General features: G+C 33.6%; 19 protein-coding genes, 2 tRNA genes and 1 pseudogene. 9 read left to right on the top strand and 13 right to left on the bottom strand.

Annotated features, from left to right (window positions below; genetic code table 11):
* Positions 1-36 precede the first annotated feature (36 nt).
* On the bottom strand, positions 37-651 hold the full coding sequence (locus ACFSX9_RS08445) for a hypothetical protein (RefSeq protein ID WP_379806597.1): 615 nt from the start codon (positions 649-651) through the stop codon (positions 37-39).
* Between the two features lie 233 nt (positions 652-884).
* On the opposite strand from ACFSX9_RS08445, the gene ACFSX9_RS08440 reads away from it, so the two are divergent.
* Positions 885-1,841 carry an NAD-dependent epimerase/dehydratase family protein gene (locus tag ACFSX9_RS08440; RefSeq protein WP_379806595.1) on the top strand — a complete coding sequence of 319 codons (957 nt, stop codon included), beginning with the start codon at positions 885-887 and terminating at the stop codon, positions 1,839-1,841.
* A gap of 48 nt (positions 1,842-1,889) precedes the next feature.
* On the opposite strand, the gene ACFSX9_RS08435 is transcribed toward ACFSX9_RS08440, so the two are convergent.
* From ACFSX9_RS08435 to ACFSX9_RS08415, 5 genes are all read right to left on the bottom strand, one after another.
* Positions 1,890-2,480: a globin family protein gene (locus ACFSX9_RS08435; protein WP_379806593.1), complete on the bottom strand. Its 591-nt coding sequence runs from the start codon at positions 2,478-2,480 to the stop codon at positions 1,890-1,892.
* Between the two features lie 18 nt (positions 2,481-2,498).
* The gene (locus tag ACFSX9_RS08430; protein WP_379806591.1) at positions 2,499-2,936 is read right to left on the bottom strand and encodes a hypothetical protein; all 438 of its coding nucleotides are present in this window, start codon (positions 2,934-2,936) and stop codon (positions 2,499-2,501) included.
* 134 nt (positions 2,937-3,070) lie between these two features.
* Positions 3,071-3,577 (bottom strand): nuclear transport factor 2 family protein, encoded by a 507-nt coding sequence (locus ACFSX9_RS08425; protein ID WP_379806589.1) that lies wholly within the window; start codon positions 3,575-3,577, stop codon positions 3,071-3,073.
* Between the two features lie 17 nt (positions 3,578-3,594).
* The gene (locus tag ACFSX9_RS08420; protein WP_379806587.1) at positions 3,595-4,065 is read right to left on the bottom strand and encodes an endonuclease domain-containing protein; all 471 of its coding nucleotides are present in this window, start codon (positions 4,063-4,065) and stop codon (positions 3,595-3,597) included.
* 77 nt (positions 4,066-4,142) lie between these two features.
* Positions 4,143-5,429 carry an NAD-dependent succinate-semialdehyde dehydrogenase gene (locus ACFSX9_RS08415; protein WP_379806585.1) on the bottom strand — a complete coding sequence of 429 codons (1,287 nt, stop codon included), beginning with the start codon at positions 5,427-5,429 and terminating at the stop codon, positions 4,143-4,145.
* A gap of 191 nt (positions 5,430-5,620) precedes the next feature.
* Here ACFSX9_RS08415 and ACFSX9_RS08410 point away from each other — a divergent pair, with 191 nt between their 5' ends.
* The gene (locus tag ACFSX9_RS08410; protein ID WP_379806583.1) at positions 5,621-6,214 is read left to right on the top strand and encodes a 2OG-Fe(II) oxygenase; all 594 of its coding nucleotides are present in this window, start codon (positions 5,621-5,623) and stop codon (positions 6,212-6,214) included.
* 529 nt (positions 6,215-6,743) lie between these two features.
* On the opposite strand, the gene ACFSX9_RS08405 is transcribed toward ACFSX9_RS08410, so the two are convergent.
* The 4 genes from ACFSX9_RS08405 to ACFSX9_RS08390 all read right to left on the bottom strand — a co-directional run bounded on the left by ACFSX9_RS08405 (position 6,744) and on the right by ACFSX9_RS08390 (position 10,323).
* A tRNA-Asn gene (locus tag ACFSX9_RS08405) sits at positions 6,744-6,817 on the bottom strand.
* Between the two features lie 38 nt (positions 6,818-6,855).
* A tRNA-Asn gene (locus ACFSX9_RS08400) sits at positions 6,856-6,929 on the bottom strand.
* Between the two features lie 72 nt (positions 6,930-7,001).
* On the bottom strand, positions 7,002-8,327 hold the full coding sequence (gene rseP / locus ACFSX9_RS08395) for an RIP metalloprotease RseP (RefSeq protein WP_379806581.1): 1,326 nt from the start codon (positions 8,325-8,327) through the stop codon (positions 7,002-7,004).
* Between the two features lie 70 nt (positions 8,328-8,397).
* The gene (locus tag ACFSX9_RS08390) at positions 8,398-10,323 is read right to left on the bottom strand and encodes a M1 family aminopeptidase (protein WP_379806579.1); all 1,926 of its coding nucleotides are present in this window, start codon (positions 10,321-10,323) and stop codon (positions 8,398-8,400) included.
* A gap of 221 nt (positions 10,324-10,544) precedes the next feature.
* Between ACFSX9_RS08390 and serS the strand changes: the two genes are divergently transcribed.
* The 6 genes from serS (at position 10,545) to ACFSX9_RS08360 (ending at position 17,821) form a co-directional block, all read left to right on the top strand.
* A complete protein-coding gene (gene serS / locus ACFSX9_RS08385; protein WP_379806577.1) occupies positions 10,545-11,816 on the top strand; it encodes a serine--tRNA ligase in 1,272 nt (423 codons plus the stop codon).
* A gap of 75 nt (positions 11,817-11,891) precedes the next feature.
* A complete protein-coding gene (locus tag ACFSX9_RS08380; protein ID WP_379806575.1) occupies positions 11,892-13,673 on the top strand; it encodes a tetratricopeptide repeat protein in 1,782 nt (593 codons plus the stop codon).
* Between the two features lie 24 nt (positions 13,674-13,697).
* Positions 13,698-14,024 carry a DUF4286 family protein gene (locus ACFSX9_RS08375; RefSeq protein ID WP_379806573.1) on the top strand — a complete coding sequence of 109 codons (327 nt, stop codon included), beginning with the start codon at positions 13,698-13,700 and terminating at the stop codon, positions 14,022-14,024.
* Position 14,025: 1 nt separating this feature from the next.
* Positions 14,026-14,805 carry a 16S rRNA (adenine(1518)-N(6)/adenine(1519)-N(6))-dimethyltransferase RsmA gene (gene rsmA / locus ACFSX9_RS08370; protein WP_379806571.1) on the top strand — a complete coding sequence of 260 codons (780 nt, stop codon included), beginning with the start codon at positions 14,026-14,028 and terminating at the stop codon, positions 14,803-14,805.
* Positions 14,795-16,147 carry a magnesium transporter gene (gene mgtE, locus ACFSX9_RS08365; RefSeq protein ID WP_379806569.1) on the top strand — a complete coding sequence of 451 codons (1,353 nt, stop codon included), beginning with the start codon at positions 14,795-14,797 and terminating at the stop codon, positions 16,145-16,147. The genes rsmA and mgtE overlap by 11 nt, the downstream gene beginning before the upstream one ends.
* Before the next feature lie 66 nt (positions 16,148-16,213).
* On the top strand, positions 16,214-17,821 hold the full coding sequence (locus ACFSX9_RS08360) for a DUF4139 domain-containing protein (protein ID WP_379806567.1): 1,608 nt from the start codon (positions 16,214-16,216) through the stop codon (positions 17,819-17,821).
* A 394-nt stretch (positions 17,822-18,215) separates the two neighbouring features.
* On the opposite strand, the gene ACFSX9_RS08355 is transcribed toward ACFSX9_RS08360, so the two are convergent.
* On the bottom strand, positions 18,216-18,788 hold the full coding sequence (locus ACFSX9_RS08355; RefSeq protein WP_379806565.1) for a hypothetical protein: 573 nt from the start codon (positions 18,786-18,788) through the stop codon (positions 18,216-18,218).
* 134 nt (positions 18,789-18,922) lie between these two features.
* On the opposite strand from ACFSX9_RS08355, the pseudogene ACFSX9_RS08350 reads away from it, so the two are divergent.
* Positions 18,923-19,549: pseudogene (locus ACFSX9_RS08350) on the top strand (DUF4139 domain-containing protein); the annotation flags it as partial.
* Between the two features lie 185 nt (positions 19,550-19,734).
* On the opposite strand, the gene ACFSX9_RS08345 reads toward ACFSX9_RS08350, so the two are convergent.
* Both ACFSX9_RS08345 and ACFSX9_RS08340 read right to left on the bottom strand, forming a co-directional pair.
* Positions 19,735-20,424, bottom strand: coding sequence for a hypothetical protein (locus ACFSX9_RS08345; protein WP_379806563.1), 690 nt, complete (start codon positions 20,422-20,424; stop codon positions 19,735-19,737).
* 33 nt (positions 20,425-20,457) lie between these two features.
* Positions 20,458-21,498, bottom strand: a complete 1,041-nt coding sequence (locus ACFSX9_RS08340) for an aldo/keto reductase (protein ID WP_379806562.1) — start codon at positions 21,496-21,498, stop codon at positions 20,458-20,460.
* Positions 21,499-21,534: the final 36 nt, after the last annotated feature.

Here is a 21,534-nt window from a genome sequence, read left to right as displayed (position 1 = left end):
TATCGTAAATTGAAATAATGTCTGACTTGCTCAATACTATTCGTCTTTTATTTGATCTGAAATTTGCATTTTCTCTATCATTTGTTTTGGTCTAGCATTTCTTGTAGTATCTAATGCTTGCAACATCTGCTCCTCTCCAAATTCCTTAGGAATAGCTTTTTTAATAACAATTTCATCCCATTGATTGTATAAACCTTTGATTTCTTCGTTAATTTCAGGAATCAATTTAGCAATCCTAGCTTCAGGAATAACTTCTAAATTCATGAAAGTTTCCAAAGATTTTATTTTTGTAGTCAAGGTAGTTAATCGACTTAAAACTTGAGGTATTTGATACTCTAATGGTGCCGTTATTGCTAAACTATCAGCCTTTACAGCAATATTTTTAGTCTTTAGCTGGAAAGCCAATAAGTTAGATTTTGGGTTTTGAAGCATTTCAATTTCAAATTGTCTCCACTGATTCCAACTGCTCAAATTAGCCTTAATTTCTGGCTTAGGATTAGGGAAATGGAACTGCCACATTTTAGAAATATTTTTAAAAACAGCCTCGTTTTTTTGAGTTAGTTTTTCGGCTTCTAACTGCTGTTGGGAGTCCTTCTCGCACGACATTAGACTTAAAGAAAAAACCAGTACAATTGCTATAAAACTTTTCATTTTTTATTTTAAAGAACCAAAGGTACAAATGTTTATAAAACTAATACGTAAAACTAATATTTTCTTAACAGTTGTTTGAAAAGCAAGACGTTGGCTTTTCATGAATTCTTACTAAATCCATTCTTTTTTATTAAAAGCGAACTGAAACTATTGTTTTAGTAAAAATATAACAATACTGCATCACAAAAACTCAGGCTAAAATGGTATATTTGCTGTCTATTTAATTCAATAAAATGGATACAAAAATTTTAATTATTGGTGCTTGTGGTCAAATAGGTACTGAACTTACTGCAAAGCTTAGAGCAACTTATGGCGTTAACAATGTAATTGCTTCAGACATTAGAAAACTGAACAATGATGTAGTTAATAATGGTATTTTTGAAGTAGTTAATGCTTTAGATTACAACCAAATTGAACATTTAATTGAGCAATATCAAATTACAGATGTTTATTTAATGGCTGCTTTACTTTCGGCTACAGCCGAAAAAAATCCTGCATTTGCATGGGACTTGAACATGAATTCTTTGTTTCACGTTTTAAATTTAGCCAAAGCAGGAAAGATTAAGAAAATTTTCTGGCCATCAAGTATTGCCGTTTTTGGACCTACTACACCAAGACAAAATACGCCTCAGTATACGATAATGGAACCTTCAACGGTTTATGGAATTTCAAAACAAACAGGTGAAAGATGGGCTGAATATTATAACAAACAATATGGTGTAGATGTTAGAAGTATCCGTTATCCAGGTTTAATTAGTTGGAGTACAGAAGCTGGTGGAGGAACTACAGATTATGCTGTAGATATTTATCACAAAGCTATTACAGACGGAAAATTCACAAGTTTTTTATCTGAAGACACAGAACTTCCAATGATGTATATGGATGATGCGATCAAAGCTACGATTAGCATTATGCAAGCTCCAGCAGCACAAATAAAAATACGCTCTTCCTACAATTTAGCCGCAATGAGTTTTACACCAAAGCAAATTGGAGAAGAGATTAAAAAGCATTATCCAAAATTTGAATTGGACTACGAGCCCGACTTCCGTCAGAAAATTGCTGACAGCTGGCCTGCAAGTATTGATGATGAAACGGCACGAACAGATTGGGGTTGGAAAAATGATTTCGACTTAGAAAATATGACAGTAGATATGTTTGAAAATTTAAAAAAACACATTTATAACAAATAAAAAAACGCCTCGATAAATCGGGGCGTCTTTCGTTAAACAAAAAACAAACTATTCTTGAACTATAGGAGCTCTTAATGATTCTAAAACATCTACAACCTCACCAATCAACATTGGATCTGTAACTCCATTTAAACCTGCAGATTGACCGATGTATCCAATGAATTTATCATACTCAGTATCGTTAATTTTTTTTCCCATACGTGGGTTTTGAGCCGGGTCATGCGTTTTAACCATATTTAAACCCGAATAAGTATTTGTAGCACCACCACCTGTATTTGCAGAAAAGAAATCAGTAAGGTTTTTACTTAAAATAGCAACATTTGTAGTGTTTCCACTTAAGGCTTCAGAAAGAACCGGCGCGAAGTGTGCTGATAGATTTCCTGGCGCATCAGTAATAGCATCAGAAACAATTAAGGTAATCGTTGAATCAACCACTGAACGATAGCTTAAACGTCCTTGTTCAATCATTTGCCCTGGATTGTTAGGGTCTGCAACTTTTGTGGTTCCCCCTAATTTTGCATATAAAGAGGTTGGTTCCATTGGAGCATCAACAGCATTATCATCGTCGCTACAAGAAGTGACGAAAGTTCCTGAAGCAATAAACAAAGCCAAGTAGGCTAATTTTGAAAGATTTTTCATAGTAATAGTATTTGTAAATTAATTAAAAATTCGTTGAATGCCTCTTGAAAACTTGTAGCTAAAGCTGTCTTCACTCATAACCGGGCAGGCGGTTTTATTTGCTAATTCTTGCGGTAAGACATAACGCTCTGCATTATAATTTCCTAAGGCTACTAATTTATTATAAACGTATTCTGAATTCGCGACTTTCATATCATGGAAATAAACCAATACACCCGTTTCCATATTCAATCGGTCCGTTTTTACGCCTGGAATTGATTTTAAATTTCTGTGGATTTCTTTCGCTTTTAAAGAGTCAATCGATTCTTTAAAGTCTATTCTGCTGATCTGCAAAGAAGCATTATCCACAACCAATGGTTTAGCATTTGCAATATGAACTACTAAAACTGTAGTAAGAATCAGGAAAACTCCAAGAACACTTCCTCCTGCGATTTTTAAAATTTTATTTGTTTTCATTTTATGTTTGTTTAGTAGCATTTACGCAAAATGAAACGGCTTGGTTTTCTGAAAATGAAAAAAGATTAAATTTTAACATTTGGACATAAAAAAACCCGAGACAAATTGCTCGGGTTTAATTACCATAATTGGTTTTACTTTTTCTTTTCTTGTATGATTTTATCTTCAATTGCTATTTTCAAGGGAATCACGTCTTTTGATATTTGATTAGGAATGGTCATGGAAAGCACGTATTGCTTTATTTTCCAATTTCCGTTTTCAAAAACTAAAATGCCTGAACCTCTACAAATTTTCATTTGCGTATCCAGTAATTCATCAAACCAAACCGTTTTATTAGCGGCACTTATATAGATGTTGCGTTCGATAGCTTTAAAACTCCAAGCTTTCCCTTTGTCAAAATGGGGTTTTGCATAAGTTTGAAAGTCTTTTTTATTCCAATTTTCAGTTGCATCTGTTCCTATGAATACAGATTCATCTGCCATTGTATTGAAATAATCATTATAATTTGCTTCCGAAGCAGCTTTGTGCCAGTTATCAAGAATTGTTGCGATTGTTTGTTTGTCTACTCTTTGAATTGTATTCTCACACGGTTTGCATGAGAAAGCTAATATTGCTAGAAGTAATAACGATAGTTTTTTCATGGTTTTTTATTTTCTTTTTATTCGTTTTCACCTCCTTTGGAGGGGTGCCCTTGGGCGGGGTGGTTAACCTTACTTTTAAATTCAGTAATAATAAATTGCTCTAAATCTTTCATACCGTTTTCAACATAATATAAAATTTTTGAAGTTGAAATTCTAAAAACTTTCAAATCTAAATTCTTAAGATACATTTCTCTTTTTTTATCATACTCTTCTTGAGAATTATGAATTTCACCATCAATTTCAACAACTAAACCGAGAGCTTTTACATAAAAATCCACAATATAGTTACCAATTATTCTTTGCCGATCAAAATCGATATTCCAAAATGATTTGTTCCTTACTTCTTTCCAAAACACAACTTCCGAAAAATTACCTGCTTTCCTGAGTGCCTTTGCTCTAGTTTTTAATAAAGGATTATAAGGTAAATTTAAAACGAAATTTCTCTTAATTGAGATGCCATGAATTATTGTTAAGATTTCCTCTTGCATTTATATTGTTTTATTTACATCAGAAAAACCACCCCGCCTTTCAGGCACCCCTCCAAAGGAGGGGAAGTTAAAAAAACTTAATTATTAATCACAACTGTTTTTACGTTTACGAATTCTTTGATTCCGTTTTCCGATAACTCTCTACCATAGCCTGATTTTTTTACGCCACCAAAAGGCAATCTTGGATCTGATTTTACCATTTCATTGATAAAAACGGCTCCTTCATTAAAAGAACTGATGTGTTTTTTGATGTTTTCAATATCTTGTGTAAAAACGGAAACACCTAATCCGAATTCAGAAGTATTACTTAACTCAATAGCTTCTTCGAGTGTTTTAAAGGTCGTAACTGCCACAACTGGACCAAAGGTTTCTTCTTTAAAAACAGGCATTTCTACTGAAACATTTGTCAAAATTGTAGGTTCGTAGAAAGCTTCTGTTCTTTTGCCACCACAAACTAGCTTTGCTCCCATTTCAATCGATTTATTTACTTGCACTTCTAATTCTTCCGCCAAATCTTCTCGGGCTAATGAGCCTATTTCTGTGGTTTTATCTAATGGATTTCCTGTTTTCAACTTTTGGATGGCTGTTTTTAGTTGAGACACGAAAGCATCGGCAACGTTTTCATGTAGTAGAAATCGTTTTGATGCGATACAACTTTGTCCCGCGTTTTGCATTCGTGCATTTACGGCTATTGCAACAGTTTTTTCAAGATTTGCATCTTCTAAAACAATAAAGGCATTGTTTCCACCTAATTCTAGCACACATTTTTTCAAGTGTTTTCCGGCTTCGGTGGCAACGGCTATTCCGGCTTGCTCACTTCCGGTTAGTGAAACTGCTTTTATGATTGGATTCGCAATAACTTCAGCAACCTCATCACTTGGAATAGGTAAATCTTGATAACATCCTTTTGGAAAACCAGCTTCTTCAAAAATAGTTTGGATTAGCTTAGCCGATTTCGGAACGTTACTTGCATGTTTGACTAAAACGGTATTTCCCGCCATTACTGATGGAACTGCGAATCGGAAAACTTGCCAAAACGGAAAATTCCAAGGCATAACTCCCAAAAGCACGCCTAAAGGTTCATAAGTAACAAAACTTTCAGAAGCATCTGTTTTTATATGTTTTGTTGCCAAAAATTGAGCAGCGTTTTCATAATAATACGTACATAATAATGCACATTTTTCCACCTCAGCGATTGCTTGAGTTATGGGTTTATGCATTTCATTGGTGATGCATTCCGCGTATTTTTGTTTATTGTCTGAAAGTATTTTGGCTAGTTGTGGTAAAAATGAAAGTCGGTGTTCGATTGTTTCTTTTTGCCATATTGATTGAGTGTCTCTTGAAAGTTCTAATTTATTTTCCATTTCGAAAGGTTTTCGTAAAATTACATTTTTTATTTGAAAACTAGGGTTGCGTTAGGGATGGGAGAGCAAATCCTTTATTTTATAAAATTACAAAAATTTTATAAAATAAAGATTGAAACGGACAGCCCGACCCTTGTGGTAACGCCCAAATTAAATTATATCTTTGTGCGATATTTTACAACTATACTAAAATGGAAGATTGTTTTGAAACGTTAATTTCGAGTTATTTAGATACGAAAGTGGGAATTGTCGCCGATTTTGTTTCGGAAGAATTGGCCCAACATTTAATAGATCGTCTGTTTGCTTTAAAGGAACAAAATTTATTAAAAGCGGCAGGAATAGGCAATGTTGCCAAATTAACGCACAATGCCGAAATTAGAAGCGACGAAATTTATTGGTTAGAGCGAAACAATAACAATGAATTCGAAAATCAATTTTTAGACCAAATGGATGCTTATGTGTCGTATTTAAACCGCAGTTGTTATACCGGAATCACAGGTTATGAATTCCATTTTGCCTTATTTGATAAGGGAAGTTTTTACCGAAAGCATTTGGATCAGTTTAAAGATAATTCAAGCCGACAGTTTTCGATGATTACGTATTTAAACCAAAATTGGCAACCGGAAGATGGTGGTGAATTGTGTATTTATGACGACGAGAAAGTTCAGAAAGTAGCACCAACCAATAGAAAAACAGTTTTCTTTAAAAGTGACGAGTTGGTTCACGAGGTTTTAGAAACCAATAAAGCAAGATTGAGTGTTACAGGATGGTTGAGAAGGGATTGATTAAAACAAAAAACTCTACGTTGGTTTTAAAGTATTTTCTTTCACTTCCTGTTTCCGTAAAAAACGGCACAGGCTTTGGGCTCCAACCATTTTTAAAAATAACAATTAATTCAAAATAGCTTTAAAAAAAAAAGGACTTTACATTGCTGTAAAGTCTTTCATTTTGCTCCCTCTTCCCGAAAAAAACGGGACAAGCTTTGGGCTGGAATCAATTTGAAAAATAAAAACTAATTCAAAATTGCTCTAAAACAAAAAAGACTTTACATTACTATAAAGTCTTTTTTTTGCTCCCTCTTCCCGTAAAAACGGGACAGGCTTTGGGCTCCAACCATTTTGAAAAATAACAATCAATTCAAAATAGCTTTAAAATAAAAAAGACTTTACATTGCTGTAAAGTCTTTTCTTTTGCTCCCTCTTCCCGAAAAAAACGGAACAGGCTTTGGGCTGGAACCAACTGAACAAATAATAGTCAATTAAAAATAACTATAAATAAAAAAGACTTTACATTGCTGTAAAGTCTTTTCTTTTGCTCCCTCTCTTGGGCTCGAACCAAGGACCCTCTGATTAACAGTCAGATGCTCTAACCAACTGAGCTAAGAAGGAATTACCTAAAAGGTAAATGTGCTTTCGTTAAAAATTTGCTCCCTCTCTTGGGCTCGAACCAAGGACCCTCTGATTAACAGTCAGATGCTCTAACCAACTGAGCTAAGAAGGAAGGTATTGCTATTTTTAACGAGTGCAAATATAAACTGATTTTTTGTTATCGCAAATTATTTTGACTAAAAAATTAGAAAAGTTTATCTGCTACTAATTGGTAGATGTCTTTTCCAAAGGTTAAAGCCATTAAGGTCAGCAAGATAATCATGCCGGCAGTCTGCACATAACCTGCTGCTTTATCAGACAATTTTTTGCCTGTTATCATCTCAACTATTGTAAATAAGGCGTGTCCACCATCTAAACCTGGTATTGGTAACAAGTTCATGAACGCCAATCCAATTGAAAACAAGGCTGTAAAGTTCCAAATAAACTCCCAATTCCAAGTATCTGGCAAACGACGAGCAATTCCAATAGGACTCTGAACGTGTTTATAAGCCTCTGTTTTGGGTCTTAGAATTAATTTGAACTGTTTTACGTTGTACACTAATAAAGACCAAGATTCCTTCACTGCTGCAGGAACTGCTTGCCCAAACGTAAGTTGATTGTTTACTTCGAAATCTAATTTATCTAAAGGTTTATTAAAAAAACCTAACTTCCCTTCTTTGTCTACCTTAGCTTTTAATTCAACTGTTTTTTCTCCTCTCAAAACTACTAAAGCAATACTATCATTTTTGTGTTTTGAAACGCCATCTTTAAATTGATCGTAATAAACAAAATTAGTTCCGTTTAATGATTTTATTTTATCACCCATCAATAAGCCTGCTTTTTCAGCTTCCGATTTTGGAACAACTGAATCTACTACTGAATTTGTATAACGTGGTCCTAAGAATTCTTTTCCTTCTTTACTTATGATTTCACCTTTCATCTCGTCTGTTAAAATCACATCTATGATTTTACCATCACGTTCTACCTCAACTTTATCTCCTAATAAAATATCTAAAGTCATACGGTTGAAACTCGGCTGAAACTTTCCGTCAACTGAAACAATTTTATCTCCGTTTTCAAATCCGGCTTTATGACCAACATCTCCAAAAGCTAATCCGTTTTCTTGAATTTTTTCTGTTGCAATGAATTTCTGACCAACAGTTGAATACATAATAGTAAAAATCAACCAAGCTAAAATTATATTTACTGTAATTCCACCTAACATAATAATTAAACGTTGCCAAGCTGGTTTTGAACGGAATTCCCAAGGTTGCGGTTCCGTATTCATTTGGTCCGTATCCATGCTTTCATCTATCATTCCCGAAAGTTTTACATAACCTCCTAATGGCAACCAACCAATTCCCCATTCTGTATCACCAATTTTCTTTTTCAACAAAGAAAAACCAGCGTCCATAAATAAGTAAAATTTCTCAACGCGAACTTTGAATATTTTCGCTGCTATGTAGTGACCTAATTCGTGAAGAATTACTAAAACCGATAATATAAATAATATTTGAGCTACTTGAATCATTTCTATGCTTTTATTTAAACGACAAAAGTAAGGTATTCACCTTACTTTTCATCATAATTTTATGTGTGACCTATTTTTTTATAAAATTTTTATGAATTACGCCTTCCGAAGTAGAAATTTTAAGCACGTGTAACCCAGCGGATAACTCACTTACTGAGAAATCACTAGTTTTTTCTTGCCCAACTAATTGTCCTAATGTATTATAAATTTCAATCTTTTCTATAAGTAGTGTTGACGGCATCATGATGTGGATTTGATCATTTGCTGGGTTCGGATACACCGAAACTGTTTGTGATACCTCAAAAGCAGCCCTAGATAAAGCTGCACTATTACTTCTTGAAATAATATGTTTGTTCGGGTCAAAAGTAACTCCTGTCACCTTAAAAGGAACTGAAACAATAAACTGTTGATTATTTGTTGTGTTATTTACCACCACATCATGCGTTGCTCCGCCTGCGCCTTTCAACCTGATTTCTAACGGCATCTCAAAAAAAGTAACACTTGAATTCGATTGCGTTTGTCCAACAGTTATTTTAGCTTGTCCTGCACCCCAATTTTGAGCATTAACATTGTATGTTGGATAACCTTGTTTATAAATCCAATCATTGAAGAATTCGGTTAAACTGCTTCCGTGAGCTGCTTCCAGATGCGCCTTTAAGTCGCCCGTTAGCGCATATCCAAATGCTAAATTAGTGTCATTCAAATAACTTTTTAAAGCTTGAAAAAACTTTACATCACCCATCACCCAGCGCAACATATGAGTCACCATCGCACCTTTGTCATAAGATAATCGTGAACTAAATATTCTATCTACATTTTCCGCTTCGGCGTCGGTTAAATAAACCGCTCCCCCGCTTTGAGAAGTTATAGTATTGATTTTATTATTTTTCCAAGAAACGAAAGACGCGGCTCCATCTAATTCTTCCACCACAATCCCGGCTGCATATTCCGTTAAACCTTCATTCAACCATACATCCTTCCAACTGCCACAGGTTATTTTATTTCCAAACCATTGATGTCCTAATTCGTGTGCAATTAAACTTCTTCCAAAACTTCCCATCGACGACATGGTAGTATGTTCCATGCCACCACCCCAACCAAATTGCACGTGGCCATACTGTTCATTTCGGTAAGGATACAAACCAAATTTCTCTTCAAATACATTCATAATAGGAGCTGTTACATCAATTGCAGCCCTGACGTTTGCAGTATTTGATTCCGGATATAAATAATTTATAATTGGGAAAAATGGACGTTCAGCGTTACCTAATCCTGCTTGAAAATTATAACTAGCAAAATTAGAAACGTTTAATGAAATCAAATAAGCAGGAATTGGATAGCCGTGTTTAAAATGTCTTGTAATTTTTCCGCCAAGAGTGCTTGAACTTACTAACTTTCCATTGGTTACTCCGATATAGGGCGATGGACTAGTAATATAAACATCAATACTATCAACTTTATCTTTCAGATCTTGCTTACAAGGCCACCAATCTCTAGCACCAAAAGGCTCCGATAATGTATAAATAATCGGATTTCCATTATGGGTTGTTTTAGTAAAAGCTTGTTGGCCACTTGCAGGAACTCCAGAATATTCGATAACTACAGTTGCCGGATTTCCAGTTGCTAAAGTGCGAGGTAAAGTAATTACTAATTCATTATTTGTATTTTGAACAAAATTCAATATAACGCCTGCAGACTTTACAGAACTAACAACCAATTGTTTTGTCAAATCAAACGTAACTTTATTCATTGGAGCCAATGCCTTAAAAGTAGAGGTTACTTTACCAGTAATAAAATTCACTGAAGGATCAACTGTAAAACGCAATTCGTGATAAATTATATCATAATTAGCGGTATTAGCATTCGCAACAAAATTTTGAAGTGACGAAGCAGTTCTCATTTCCGATTGCACCATTCTCTCGAACACATCAGTGTCATCTTGGGCAAACCCAAAAGCACAAGAGAGAAGTAATAAATAAAGCAGATTTTTTTTCATTAGTTGCGCGTTTATTAGCTATAAATAGTTGGTTTTTTTAGTAAAAGAATTTAATAAATTCCATTAAACTCAAATTTTAGCGAATATAATACAAAATTCTTATAATTTGAATGCGTTTATAAAGAAATAGATATTAATTAGTAAACTTAACAGCATTTTTGTTTTATGTCGATTATCTGAATCCATTTTCTTAAATTTGTTGCTTTAAAATCCAATATATTATGTTACAAATAGCGTACATTAGAGAAAACAGAGAAGAAGTAGTGCAAAAGTTGGCGAAAAGAAATATTGACGCCAAAGCTGCAATTGATGAAGTAATTACTCTTGATGAGAAAAAAAGAGCTACTCAATCAGCGTTAGAAACTATTAAATCAGAATCTAATAAGCTGTCCAAAGATATTGGTGATTTAATGAAAGGTGGCGAAAAAGCGAAAGCTGAAATCTTAAGAGAAAAATCAGTACAACTTCGTGAAAAAGACAAAGAACTTACCGAAGTTTTAAATAATATTACCGCTCAATTACAAGACGAATTATATAAATTACCTAATTTACCTGCAGAAATCGTTCCTGTTGGAAAAACTCCGGAAGAAAATTTAAATATTTTCGAAGAAGGTGAAATTCCAAAATTACACGAAGGTGCATTGCCTCATTGGGAATTAGCAAAAAAATACGATTTAATTGATTTTGAATTAGGTGTAAAAATTACGGGAGCGGGTTTTCCAGTTTATAAAGGGAAATGTGCGAAATTACAACGTGCTTTAATCACTTATTTCTTAGATAAAAATACCGATGCAGGTTATCTAGAATACCAAGTTCCTCATTTAGTAAACGAAGCTTCAGGAATTGGAACAGGACAATTGCCAGACAAAGAAGGACAAATGTATCACGCAGGAATTGACGATTTATATTTAATTCCAACAGCAGAAGTTCCCGTAACTAACATTTTCAGAGATGTTTTATTGAATGAAAGTGAATTACCAGTTCTTTGTACGGCTTACACGCCTTGTTTCCGCAGAGAAGCAGGTTCTTATGGAGCTCACGTTCGTGGCTTGAACCGTTTACACCAATTTGATAAAGTAGAAATCGTACGTATTGAACACCCGGATAATTCTTACAAAGCATTAGACGGAATGGTAGAACATGTTAAAGGAATTTTGCAAGAATTGAAATTACCCTACCGAATTTTAAGATTATGTGGTGGCGATATGAGTTTTGCTTCGGCATTAACCTATGATTTTGAAGTGTTTTCTACCGCACAAGAACGTTGGTTAGAAATCAGTTCAGTTTCTAACTTTGAAACCTTCCAAGCAAATCGTTTGAAATTGCGTTTCAAAGATAAAGATGGTAAAAACCAATTGGCACATACTTTAAACGGAAGTTCATTGGCTTTACCAAGAGTATTAGCTGGAATTTTAGAAAACTACCAAACGCCAGAAGGTATTGTAGTTCCTGAAGTTTTAAGAAAATATACCGGATTTGATATTATTAACTAAACGTTAATCTTTATAAAATAATGTACTAAGTTGGCACCAAAAAGTGTTACTTTAGTACATTATTCATTTTAATTTATGCTGAAAAAAATTGCTTTTATCGTCATTTTCTTGTCTTCTTTTTTGGTTACGGCCCAAAACGAACAATTGGCGTTGCATTATTTTGAAGAAGGTGAGTTTGAAAAAGCGTTATCGATTTTTGAAGAAAACGCTAAAAAACAACCATCAAACTACTACTTTTTTCAGAAAATCATCGAATGTCAGCAAGAACTACAGCAATATGATAAAGTTGAAAAAGCGATTACCGAACGAAAAACAAAATACAATCAACCGATTCTTTTAATAGAATTAGGCTATAATTTCAAACTTCAGAAAAAGGAAGCGGAAGCGAAAAAACAATATGAATTAGCACTCAAAGAAGTAGAGAAAGAACCCAATTATGCTTATCAAATTGCAAGTTCTTTTGAGAAAAAAGTATTGTTAGATTGGGCCATAAAAACCTATGAAATCGCACAAAAAGCAAAACCCGCGCTTAATTTCGATTATCAAATGGCAATGCTTCAGGGACAATTAGGAAATTTAGATAGCATGCTAGAAAAATTACTAGATTATGGTTTTAAAAATCCCGAAAATACAGCTTTAGTTTACAATCAATTAACTCGTTTTTTAGCAGATGACGCTACCGGAAATTTTGCAGAATCCATAAGAAAAAGTTTGTTGCTTAAAATTCAAAAATCACAAGACATCTATTGGAATCAGTCGCTGAGCTGGTTGTTTGTGCAACAAAAAGAATACGGAAAAGCGTTTATACAAGAAAAAGCAGTTTACAAAAGAAACCCAGAAAGCTTTTATACGATTGTTAGTCTTGCCCGATTAGCAATGGCAGAGAAACAGAATGAAGACGCTTCAAACATCTTAACTTTCGTCTTAGAAAATACGCAGGATTTGGAATTACAAATGCAAGCTCATCATTTTTTAATGACAATGGAAATTGAATCGGCACTTCCCGAGGAATACAAAATAATAAATGACAAATTAACAGAGTTACTAAAAAAATTCGGCATTACTCCTTATTCTTTAGACCTACAGTTATTAACTGCAAATTTTCAGGCTTTCTATTTGAAACAGCCTGAATTGGCAAAAAATCTGCTGCAAAATACCTTGAAGTTATCATTGAACATCAGAGATCAAGCTAAAGTCAAAATGGACTTAGCTGATATCATGGTGTATGACGAAAAATTCAACCAGGCGATTTTATATTATGCTCAAGTTGAAGATAACTTAAAAAATGATGTTTTAGCTCATGAAGCAAGCATGAAATTAGCCACTGCAAACTTCTATAAAGGGGATTTCGACTGGACGTTGCAACAAGTGAAAATCTTAAAACAATCTTCGAGTTTATTAATTGCGAATGATGCCATTGAAATGTTTTTATTAATCCAAGATAATTCAGCCGAAGACAGTTTGAGAGTGGCACTTCAAGCTTACGCAAAAGCAGATTTGCAATTGTATCAAAAGAAAAATAACGAAGCACTACAATCTTTTCTAGCAATTATAGAAAAACACAAAGGAGAAAGTATCGAAGCCGGAACGCTTTTAAAAGTGGGCGAAATTTACGAACAGAAAAAAGAATACACGAAAGCTTTAACGTATTATCAAAATATTCTAGACAACCATAAGGACGGAATTTATATTGACGAAGCTTTGTTCTTTTCTGCAGAAATTTATCGCAAATTCCTTTTGGATAATGTAAAAGCAAAAGCCTTCTACGAAAAAATGGTTTTAGAACATCCAGATAGTTTGTATTATACCGAAAGTAGAAAACAATACCGAACACTTAGAGGCGACAGTGCAATCTAGGTTTAAACTTGAAATTTTATAAAAATGATTATATACAACGTAACCGTAAACGTAGACGAAAGCATCCATACCGATTGGTTAAATTGGATGCAAAACAAACACATTAGTGATGTCTTAAAAACGGGATTATTTATCAAAGCTAAGTTAGTAAAAGTAATGGTGGAAGAAGAAATGGGAGGCACAACTTACGCTGCGCAATATTTCACAGATTCAAGAGCTAAATTAGAAGATTATTATTTGAATCACGCACCGAGATTACGCCAAGAAGGTTTAGCGCTTTTTGCTGATAAAATGTTAGCCTTTAGAACAGAATTAGAAGTAATGGACGAATTTTATCATATAGAAAACTAACATGGAAAAAGTACACGCAAAAAAACATTTAGGACAACATTTCCTAAAAGACGAAAGCATCGCGAAAGATATTGCTGATACTTTATCGTTGGAAGGTTATTCTAAAATATTAGAAATTGGTCCAGGAATGGGTGTTTTAACGAAATATCTTTTGGACAAACCCACTGAAACTTTTGTCATTGAAATTGATAGAGATTCGGTGACCTATTTAGGAGTTCATTATCCTAAATTAGAAGATCATATTATTTCGAAAGACTTCTTGAAATATAATTTGAATGAAGTTTTTAATGACGAACCTTTTGCAATTATTGGAAATTTCCCTTACAATATTTCAACACAAATTGTATTTAAAACCTTAGAAATGAGGCATCAAATCCCAGAATTTGCTGGAATGTTTCAGAAAGAAGTTGCCCAACGTATTTGTGAGAAAAAAGGAAGTAAAGTTTATGGGATTTTATCCGTTTTAACGCAAGCTTTTTATGAAGCTGAATATTTATTTACCGTTCCACCCGAAGTTTTTAATCCACCACCAAAAGTAGATTCTGGTGTTTTACGTTTAAGACGAAAAGAAAATTATACATTAGATTGTGACGAGAAATTATTTTTTCGCGTCGTAAAAACTGCGTTCCAACAAAGAAGGAAAACGTTAAGAAATAGCCTAAAGTCCTTCGGTTTTTCGGATAGTTTAAAAGAAGACACTATCTTTGACCTGAGACCAGAGCAACTTACGGTCGATCAATTCATAGAAATAACCAACAAAATAGGAGCCGATGGAATTTAAAATCAGCAATGAATTTCTATCTCAGATAGAAACTCTTATAAGCGAAAACAGATCATTAGAATTATTATTGCTTCTTGAGGACATTCACTTTGCTGATATTGCCGAAATTATGGGGGAACTCGATGATTTTGGTGCTGGTTATATTTTTAATACGTTAGATTCTGAAAAAACTGCCGAAATTCTACTTGAGTTAGACGAAGAGGTTCGAGAGAAAATCTTAAGAAACTTAACACCGAAGGAAATTGCCGAAGAGCTTGACGAGTTAAGTACTGATGATGCCGCTGATATTATCGGTGAGTTAACAAAACACATAAAAGACCAAGTAATTTCGGAGTTAGAGGATGTTGAACACGCAAAAGACATTGTAGACTTATTGCGTTATGACGAAGATTCTGCCGGAGGTTTAATGGGAAAAGAGTTAGTTCAAGTAAATGAAAACTGGAGCGTTTTAACTTGTGTAAAAGAAATGCGTGCACAAGCTGAAAATGTAACTCGAGTTCATTCGATATATGTTGTGGATGATGAAGGGCGTTTAACGGGGCGTTTGTCTTTAAAAGACTTATTGACAACTTCAACAAGAACACCAATTAGCGAAGTTTATATCAAAAAAGTAGATTACGTAAAAGTAGATACTAAAGATGTAGAAGTTGCCCGAATAATGCAAAAATACGACTTAGAAGCCATTCCTGTTGTAGATGAATTAGGCCGATTAGTGGGAAGAATTACCATTGACGATATTATTGACGTAATTAAAGAAGAAGCCGATAAGGATTACCAGTTAGCAGCGGGTATTTCTAAAGACGTTGAGGCTGACGATAGTATTTTAGCTTTAACAAAAGCACGCTTACCATGGTTAGTTTTAGCGTTATTAGGAAGTTTTGTTGCGGTAAAAGTTTCGCGCACTTTTGAAGGTGCGATGGAAAATTATGCGGTTTTATTCTTCTTCACACCATTAATTGCTGCGATGGCCGGAAATGTAGGTGTACAATCTTCTGCAATTATTGTTCAAGGTTTAGCCAACAATACTTTAGGTGGAACGATTTGGCACCGATTATTTAAAGAATTAAAACTCAGTTTATTCAACGGGCTAATTCTTGCCGTAATATTAATGCTTGGAAGTCATTTCATTATTGGCGTTGATTATAGCATTAGCATAACCGTTGCGATAGCTTTATTATCCGTAATTCTTATTGCTTCTTTAATCGGGACTTTTGTGCCTATTACATTGAATAAATACGGAATTGACCCTGCATTAGCCACTGGTCCTTTTATCACGACAAGTAATGATATCTTAGGAATTTTGATTTATTTCTCGATTGCTAAAGTAATTTTAGGTTTTTAATTAAGGCTCATCCCAACCTTTTTATAAAAACTTCGCTCTATAGTATAAACGACAAAATTTATAACTATGAAAAAGATACTAGTAACTACACTCTTATTACTTTCGGTAATTGGGCTTGCCCAAAAACCGATTTTTACAGCTGCTAAAATCAAAAACGCGACGGTTTACAGCAATTCGGCTGAATTAATACACTCGGCATCAGTTTCAATTCCTTCTGGCACTAGTGAAGTTGTTATTAAAAACATCGCTGATTACATCAATGAAAATACAATTCAAATTGGTGCTCCTGCAAATGTAACCGTGCTTTCCGTTCAGTTTACACGAAATTTTATTTCGGAATATGAAGTTGATGAAACGAACCCAGCGATTAAAAAAGTACGCGACAGTATTATTTTAGTCCAGAAAGAATTGGGTAAAATCGCTAATGAAAAAGTATCGTATTCGAAAACTATTGATTTATTAGATAAAAATCAAACTGTCGCAGGAGAAAATTCGGGCTTAAATGTTTCAGAATTAATGAAATTGGTAGATTATTATAGAACTAAAAGAAACGAATTAAGTAATACCGTAAATACGTTATACGAAAAGGAAACAAAGCTAAACGAGAAGTTAACCCGATTGAATTCCAAGTTAGAACTGAATACACAAAAAGCTGAAAAATCCTCACAAGGGAAATTAGTTTTACAAGTAATGACCGATGTTGCTAGTTCAGTAAATTTCGATATTAATTACATTACAAATAATGCTTCTTGGACTCCATTCTATGATTTGCGTGCTGATAATATCAATTCACCAATCAACTTATTGTACAAAGCAAAAGTGGTTCAAAATACAGGAATTGATTGGAAAAAAGTAAAACTGACTTTATCTAGTGGCAATCCAAATCAAAACAACACCGCTCCTATTTTACAAGCTTGGTTTTTACGTTATGGTAATAATGTAAATTATGATTATAAGAATGCCGACACTCAGTTAAATGAAGTAGTAATCACTGGTTCTGTTTCTGGAATTAAAAAGGATAAAGCACGCGCTTCGATTTCAGATTACACAACCATCAGTGAAAACCAACTAAATGTTTCGTTTGACATTGATATTCCATATGATATTTTATCAAATGGAAAAGCACATAGCGTAGCGTTGAAAGACTTAAAATTACCAGCAACTTACAAATATTACGCCGTTCCAAAAGCTGAAAAAGAGGCATTTTTATTGGCCGAAATTAAAGAGTATTCAAAATTCAATCTGTTGCCTGGTGAAGCTAATATTATTTTTGAAGGCATGTATGTTGGAAAAACCAACATCAACCCGAACCAAACTTCAGATACTCTGAATTTAAGTATGGGAAGAGATAAGAAAATTGCAGTGAATCGTGATAAAATTGCTGATAAATCGGGAACTAAATTCTTTTCAAGTTATAAAGAGCAAACGTTCACTTATGAAATTACGGTGAAAAACAACAAAAAAGAAGCGATTGAATTGTTGTTAAAAGACCAATATCCAATTAGCACGGACAAAGAAATTACTATAGAATTAACAGACAACGGAAAAGCAAAAGTAAATGCAGAAACTGGAATTCTAACTTGGGATATAAAACTAAGTGCCGGAGAAAGTAAAAAATATCGAATAAGCTATAAAGTGAAATATCCGAAAGATAAAGTTATTTCAAATTTGTAGTATAAATCTATTCTTTTCAAGATGAACTCGTTTCGGTTTCTCAAGAGTAATTAAATAAAAGATTCTGAAACGAGTTCAGAATGACATAAAGAACAAGAAGAAAACCTGACCAATTTCCAAAATTGTTCAGGTTTTCATTTATATCTATTTAATTATTTACCACCAAGTTACAAAACATATTGTATATTAACAACTGACTGTCATTGTTTTATATGATTTTTTTCAAGCAGTTACTAAGTTTCCAGGCTTTTAAAGTTTAAACATAATTAACCCTAGTTAAACGATCAAAACGGAAATATTAAATTGCTAGGCATAACTAAGTTATGTGCAAAAATTTTAATTAGAACCCAAAAAACCTAGGCTTTATGCCTAGGTTTTGTGAAAAACAACCGATTTACTCAGATATATTATAATACTTTTTTACCTCTTCAAAATTAGAATAATCTAAATTGGATTCACTTCCTTGAGATCTACCCATTAAGGTTCCAGAGGGCACAATTATGTAGCGAATCTGATTATGAATAGCAGTACCTATCTTACCTTCCGTTTCATTTGGTAGAAAGTCTGCTCCAAATTTTTTAATATCCAAAAATAATTGATCACCACCCCTTAATAAATAAGATTTGGTTGATCGTACAGTGCCATCATTATTGTATTGTGTATAAGGTAAAACATAAGTAGTCCCATTATTTGTAGACCAATAAACAAATACAGCTACGCCTCCTTGACTTACTTTTGAGAAATTAGGATTGGTTATTTTCATTCTTTTCGACCGCACCTCATCTACTTCATTCCAGTCCGGAAAAAATTTATCAGAGAAGTAAACATTGGCAACGCCATCTGCCCCGTCTGTTCCGTTTGTTCCGTTGCTACCCGCTGGCCCCGTTTCGCCATCACTGGAACAGGAAGTAATTAGTAAGGCCAAAGCCATCATACCGTAAACTAAAAATTTTGCCTTTGTTTTCATTTTTAAAAAGTTTTAAGATTAATATTTATTTATGTGAATTTTTTTAAATATCGACATGAATTTAGTAAAATAAAAGATGAAATTAGCAACAATTCATGTTTTACATATCAAACTTACAATTATAATTCAGATAAACACAGCTTAAAATGAATCAACTAAATGTTTCGTTTGATATTGATATTCCTTATGACATTTTATCGAATGGAAAAGCACATAGTGTAGCATTGAAAAATCTAAAATTACCTGCAACTTACAAATACTACGCCGTTCCGAAAGCTGAAAAAGAAGCCTTTTTATTGGCAGAAATTAAAGATTATTCAAAATTCAATCTGTTGCCAGGTGAAGCTAATATTATTTTTGAAGGCATGTATGTTGGAAAAACGAACATCAATCCGAACCAAACTTCAGATACTTTGAATTTGAGCATGGGAAGAGACAAGAAAATTGCGGTGAACCGTGAAAAAATTGCTGATAAATCGGGAACTAAATTCTTCTCAAGTTAAAAAGAACAAACATTCACTTATGAAATTACGGTGAAAAACAACAAGAAAGAAGCGATTGAATTGTTGTTAAAAGACCAATATCCAATTAGCACGGATAAAGAAATCACCATAGTTTTAACAGACAACGGAAAAGCAAAAGTAAATACAGAAACTGGAATCCTAACTTGAGATATTAAACTAAGTGCTGGAGAATCCAAAAAATACCGAATTACCTACATAGTCGAATATCCGAAAGATAAAGTTATTTCTAATTTGTAGTGTAAAGCTATTCTTGTCAAGCTGAACTCGTTCCAGTTTCTAAAGAGTAATTAAATAAAAGATTCTGAAACGAGTTCAGAATGACATAAGGGACAAGAAGAAAACCTGACCAATTTTAGAAATCGGTCAGGTTTTATGTTTTCATAACATTATAGTTTTTAAAATAATAGGTTTTTAATAAGCTCCTATAGTTTATTTAAAAAATTAGTTAGCGTAATTAAATCGCTTTTACTATCAAAATCAGTCTTATATGTCTTTAAAAATTTTTCTATTGCATCAACATTGTTAGGAAATAACTTCAACAAGCTCTTTTTCTTGTTCGGCATTTCAGTTATTTTATTATTTATCTCAATGAAATATGCATTCTTATCTTTTCTATAATGAGCCGATACAGGTTGTGTATAAGAGCTTAACGCATCTTTAAAAGGAACGTAAGTTATTACTTCCTTCATAAAGAAATTAACTTTGTCATTTTGTGTATTCGCAATTAGGAACCCCTTATTAGTTTGCCCTTTAAAATCATACTCTACAACTTTGAAAACCTTATTTATCTTCAAAAAACTAACAGTTAAACTATCCGTTTTATACATCTGTAAAACCTGGCCCCCTCTTTCAAATTCCATCTCATCATTAACAACATTATATCTTACTGCCACAATTTGATTATTTACAACAGAAATATGGGCGTCTAAAAACTCTTCCTGATAATACTGCGAACCTTGTACAGAACTCCCTTTAGGCTCTGCCACAATACCGTGAAATTGATTAATATCAAACTTAGTCGAACCACTAGTAGTGGTGGAAGTTGTCTGAGAGAACATGTTTAAGGAAAGAACAAAAGCAAAGATTATAGACAAATTTAATTTACGTAACATAAAGAAAGATTTAAAATTATTATTAAAAAATATTTAAGGTGCCGGATTAGGGATTAGTTCTTGAATTCTCTCAATTTCCGTAATAATTTCCTCTGACAAAACAGTTTCAAAAGCTGTAATATTCTCCTGCAATTGTTCCATTGTAGTTGCTCCAATAATTGTGGAAGTTACAAATTTTTGGCGATGCACAAAAGCCAACGCCATTTGCGTTAAAGTTAAGTTATTATCCTTAGCCAACTCATGGTATAATTTTGTTGCTTTGAAAGAATTCTCATTTGTATAACGCACAAAATTTGGAAATAGTTTCATCCTTGAGTTTTCGGGTAAACCATTTGCATATTTTCCAGATAAAACACCAAAAGCTAATGGAGAATAAGCCAATAAACCAACGTTTTCACGCATTCCAATTTCGGACAAACCGACTTCATATAATCTATTTAGTAGCGAAAATGGATTTTGAATCGTACTAATTCTTGGTAAGCCATGTTTTTCACTTTCCATTAAAAAACGCATTACGCCCCAAGGATTTTCATTCGAAAGTCCAATATGCTTTATTTTACCTTCCTTGATTAAACCGTCATAAACCGTAAGGACATCAAATATATTTTCCTGCCAATTAGTATCTAATTCCTGAACACCTCTTTTTTGGAACATATTCATAATACGTTCCGGCCAGTGCATTTGATACAAATCGATGGTATCAATTTGCAAGTTCTTCAAACTTAACTCAACAGCCTCGGTAATGCTTTTCTTCGAGAAATCTAACGGTTTACGGATGTACTCCATTCCCCTATTTGGTCCAGCAATTTTTGTCGCGATTACCAATTTATCTCTTTCGGCTTGACCAATTTTCTTAATCCAAGTTCCAATGTGTCGCTCCGTACTTCCGAAGATTTGCGCGTTGCCACCTATTGGATACATTTCAGCAGTATCAATAAAATTAATTCCTTTCTCTATGGCAAAATCCAATTGCGAATGTGACTCGCTTTCAGAATTTTGATTTCCGAAAGTCATGGTCCCAAGACAAATTTCACTAACTTTTATATCGGTATTCGGTAATGTTGTGTAGTTCATTTTATAGATTTCAAACCGTAAATATACGAAGACGTT

Origin of the sequence: Flavobacterium ardleyense (genome assembly GCF_042686085.1) — a bacterium.
GTDB lineage: Bacteria > Bacteroidota > Bacteroidia > Flavobacteriales > Flavobacteriaceae > Flavobacterium > Flavobacterium ardleyense.
This window is presented reverse-complemented; position numbering and strand designations above follow the sequence as displayed.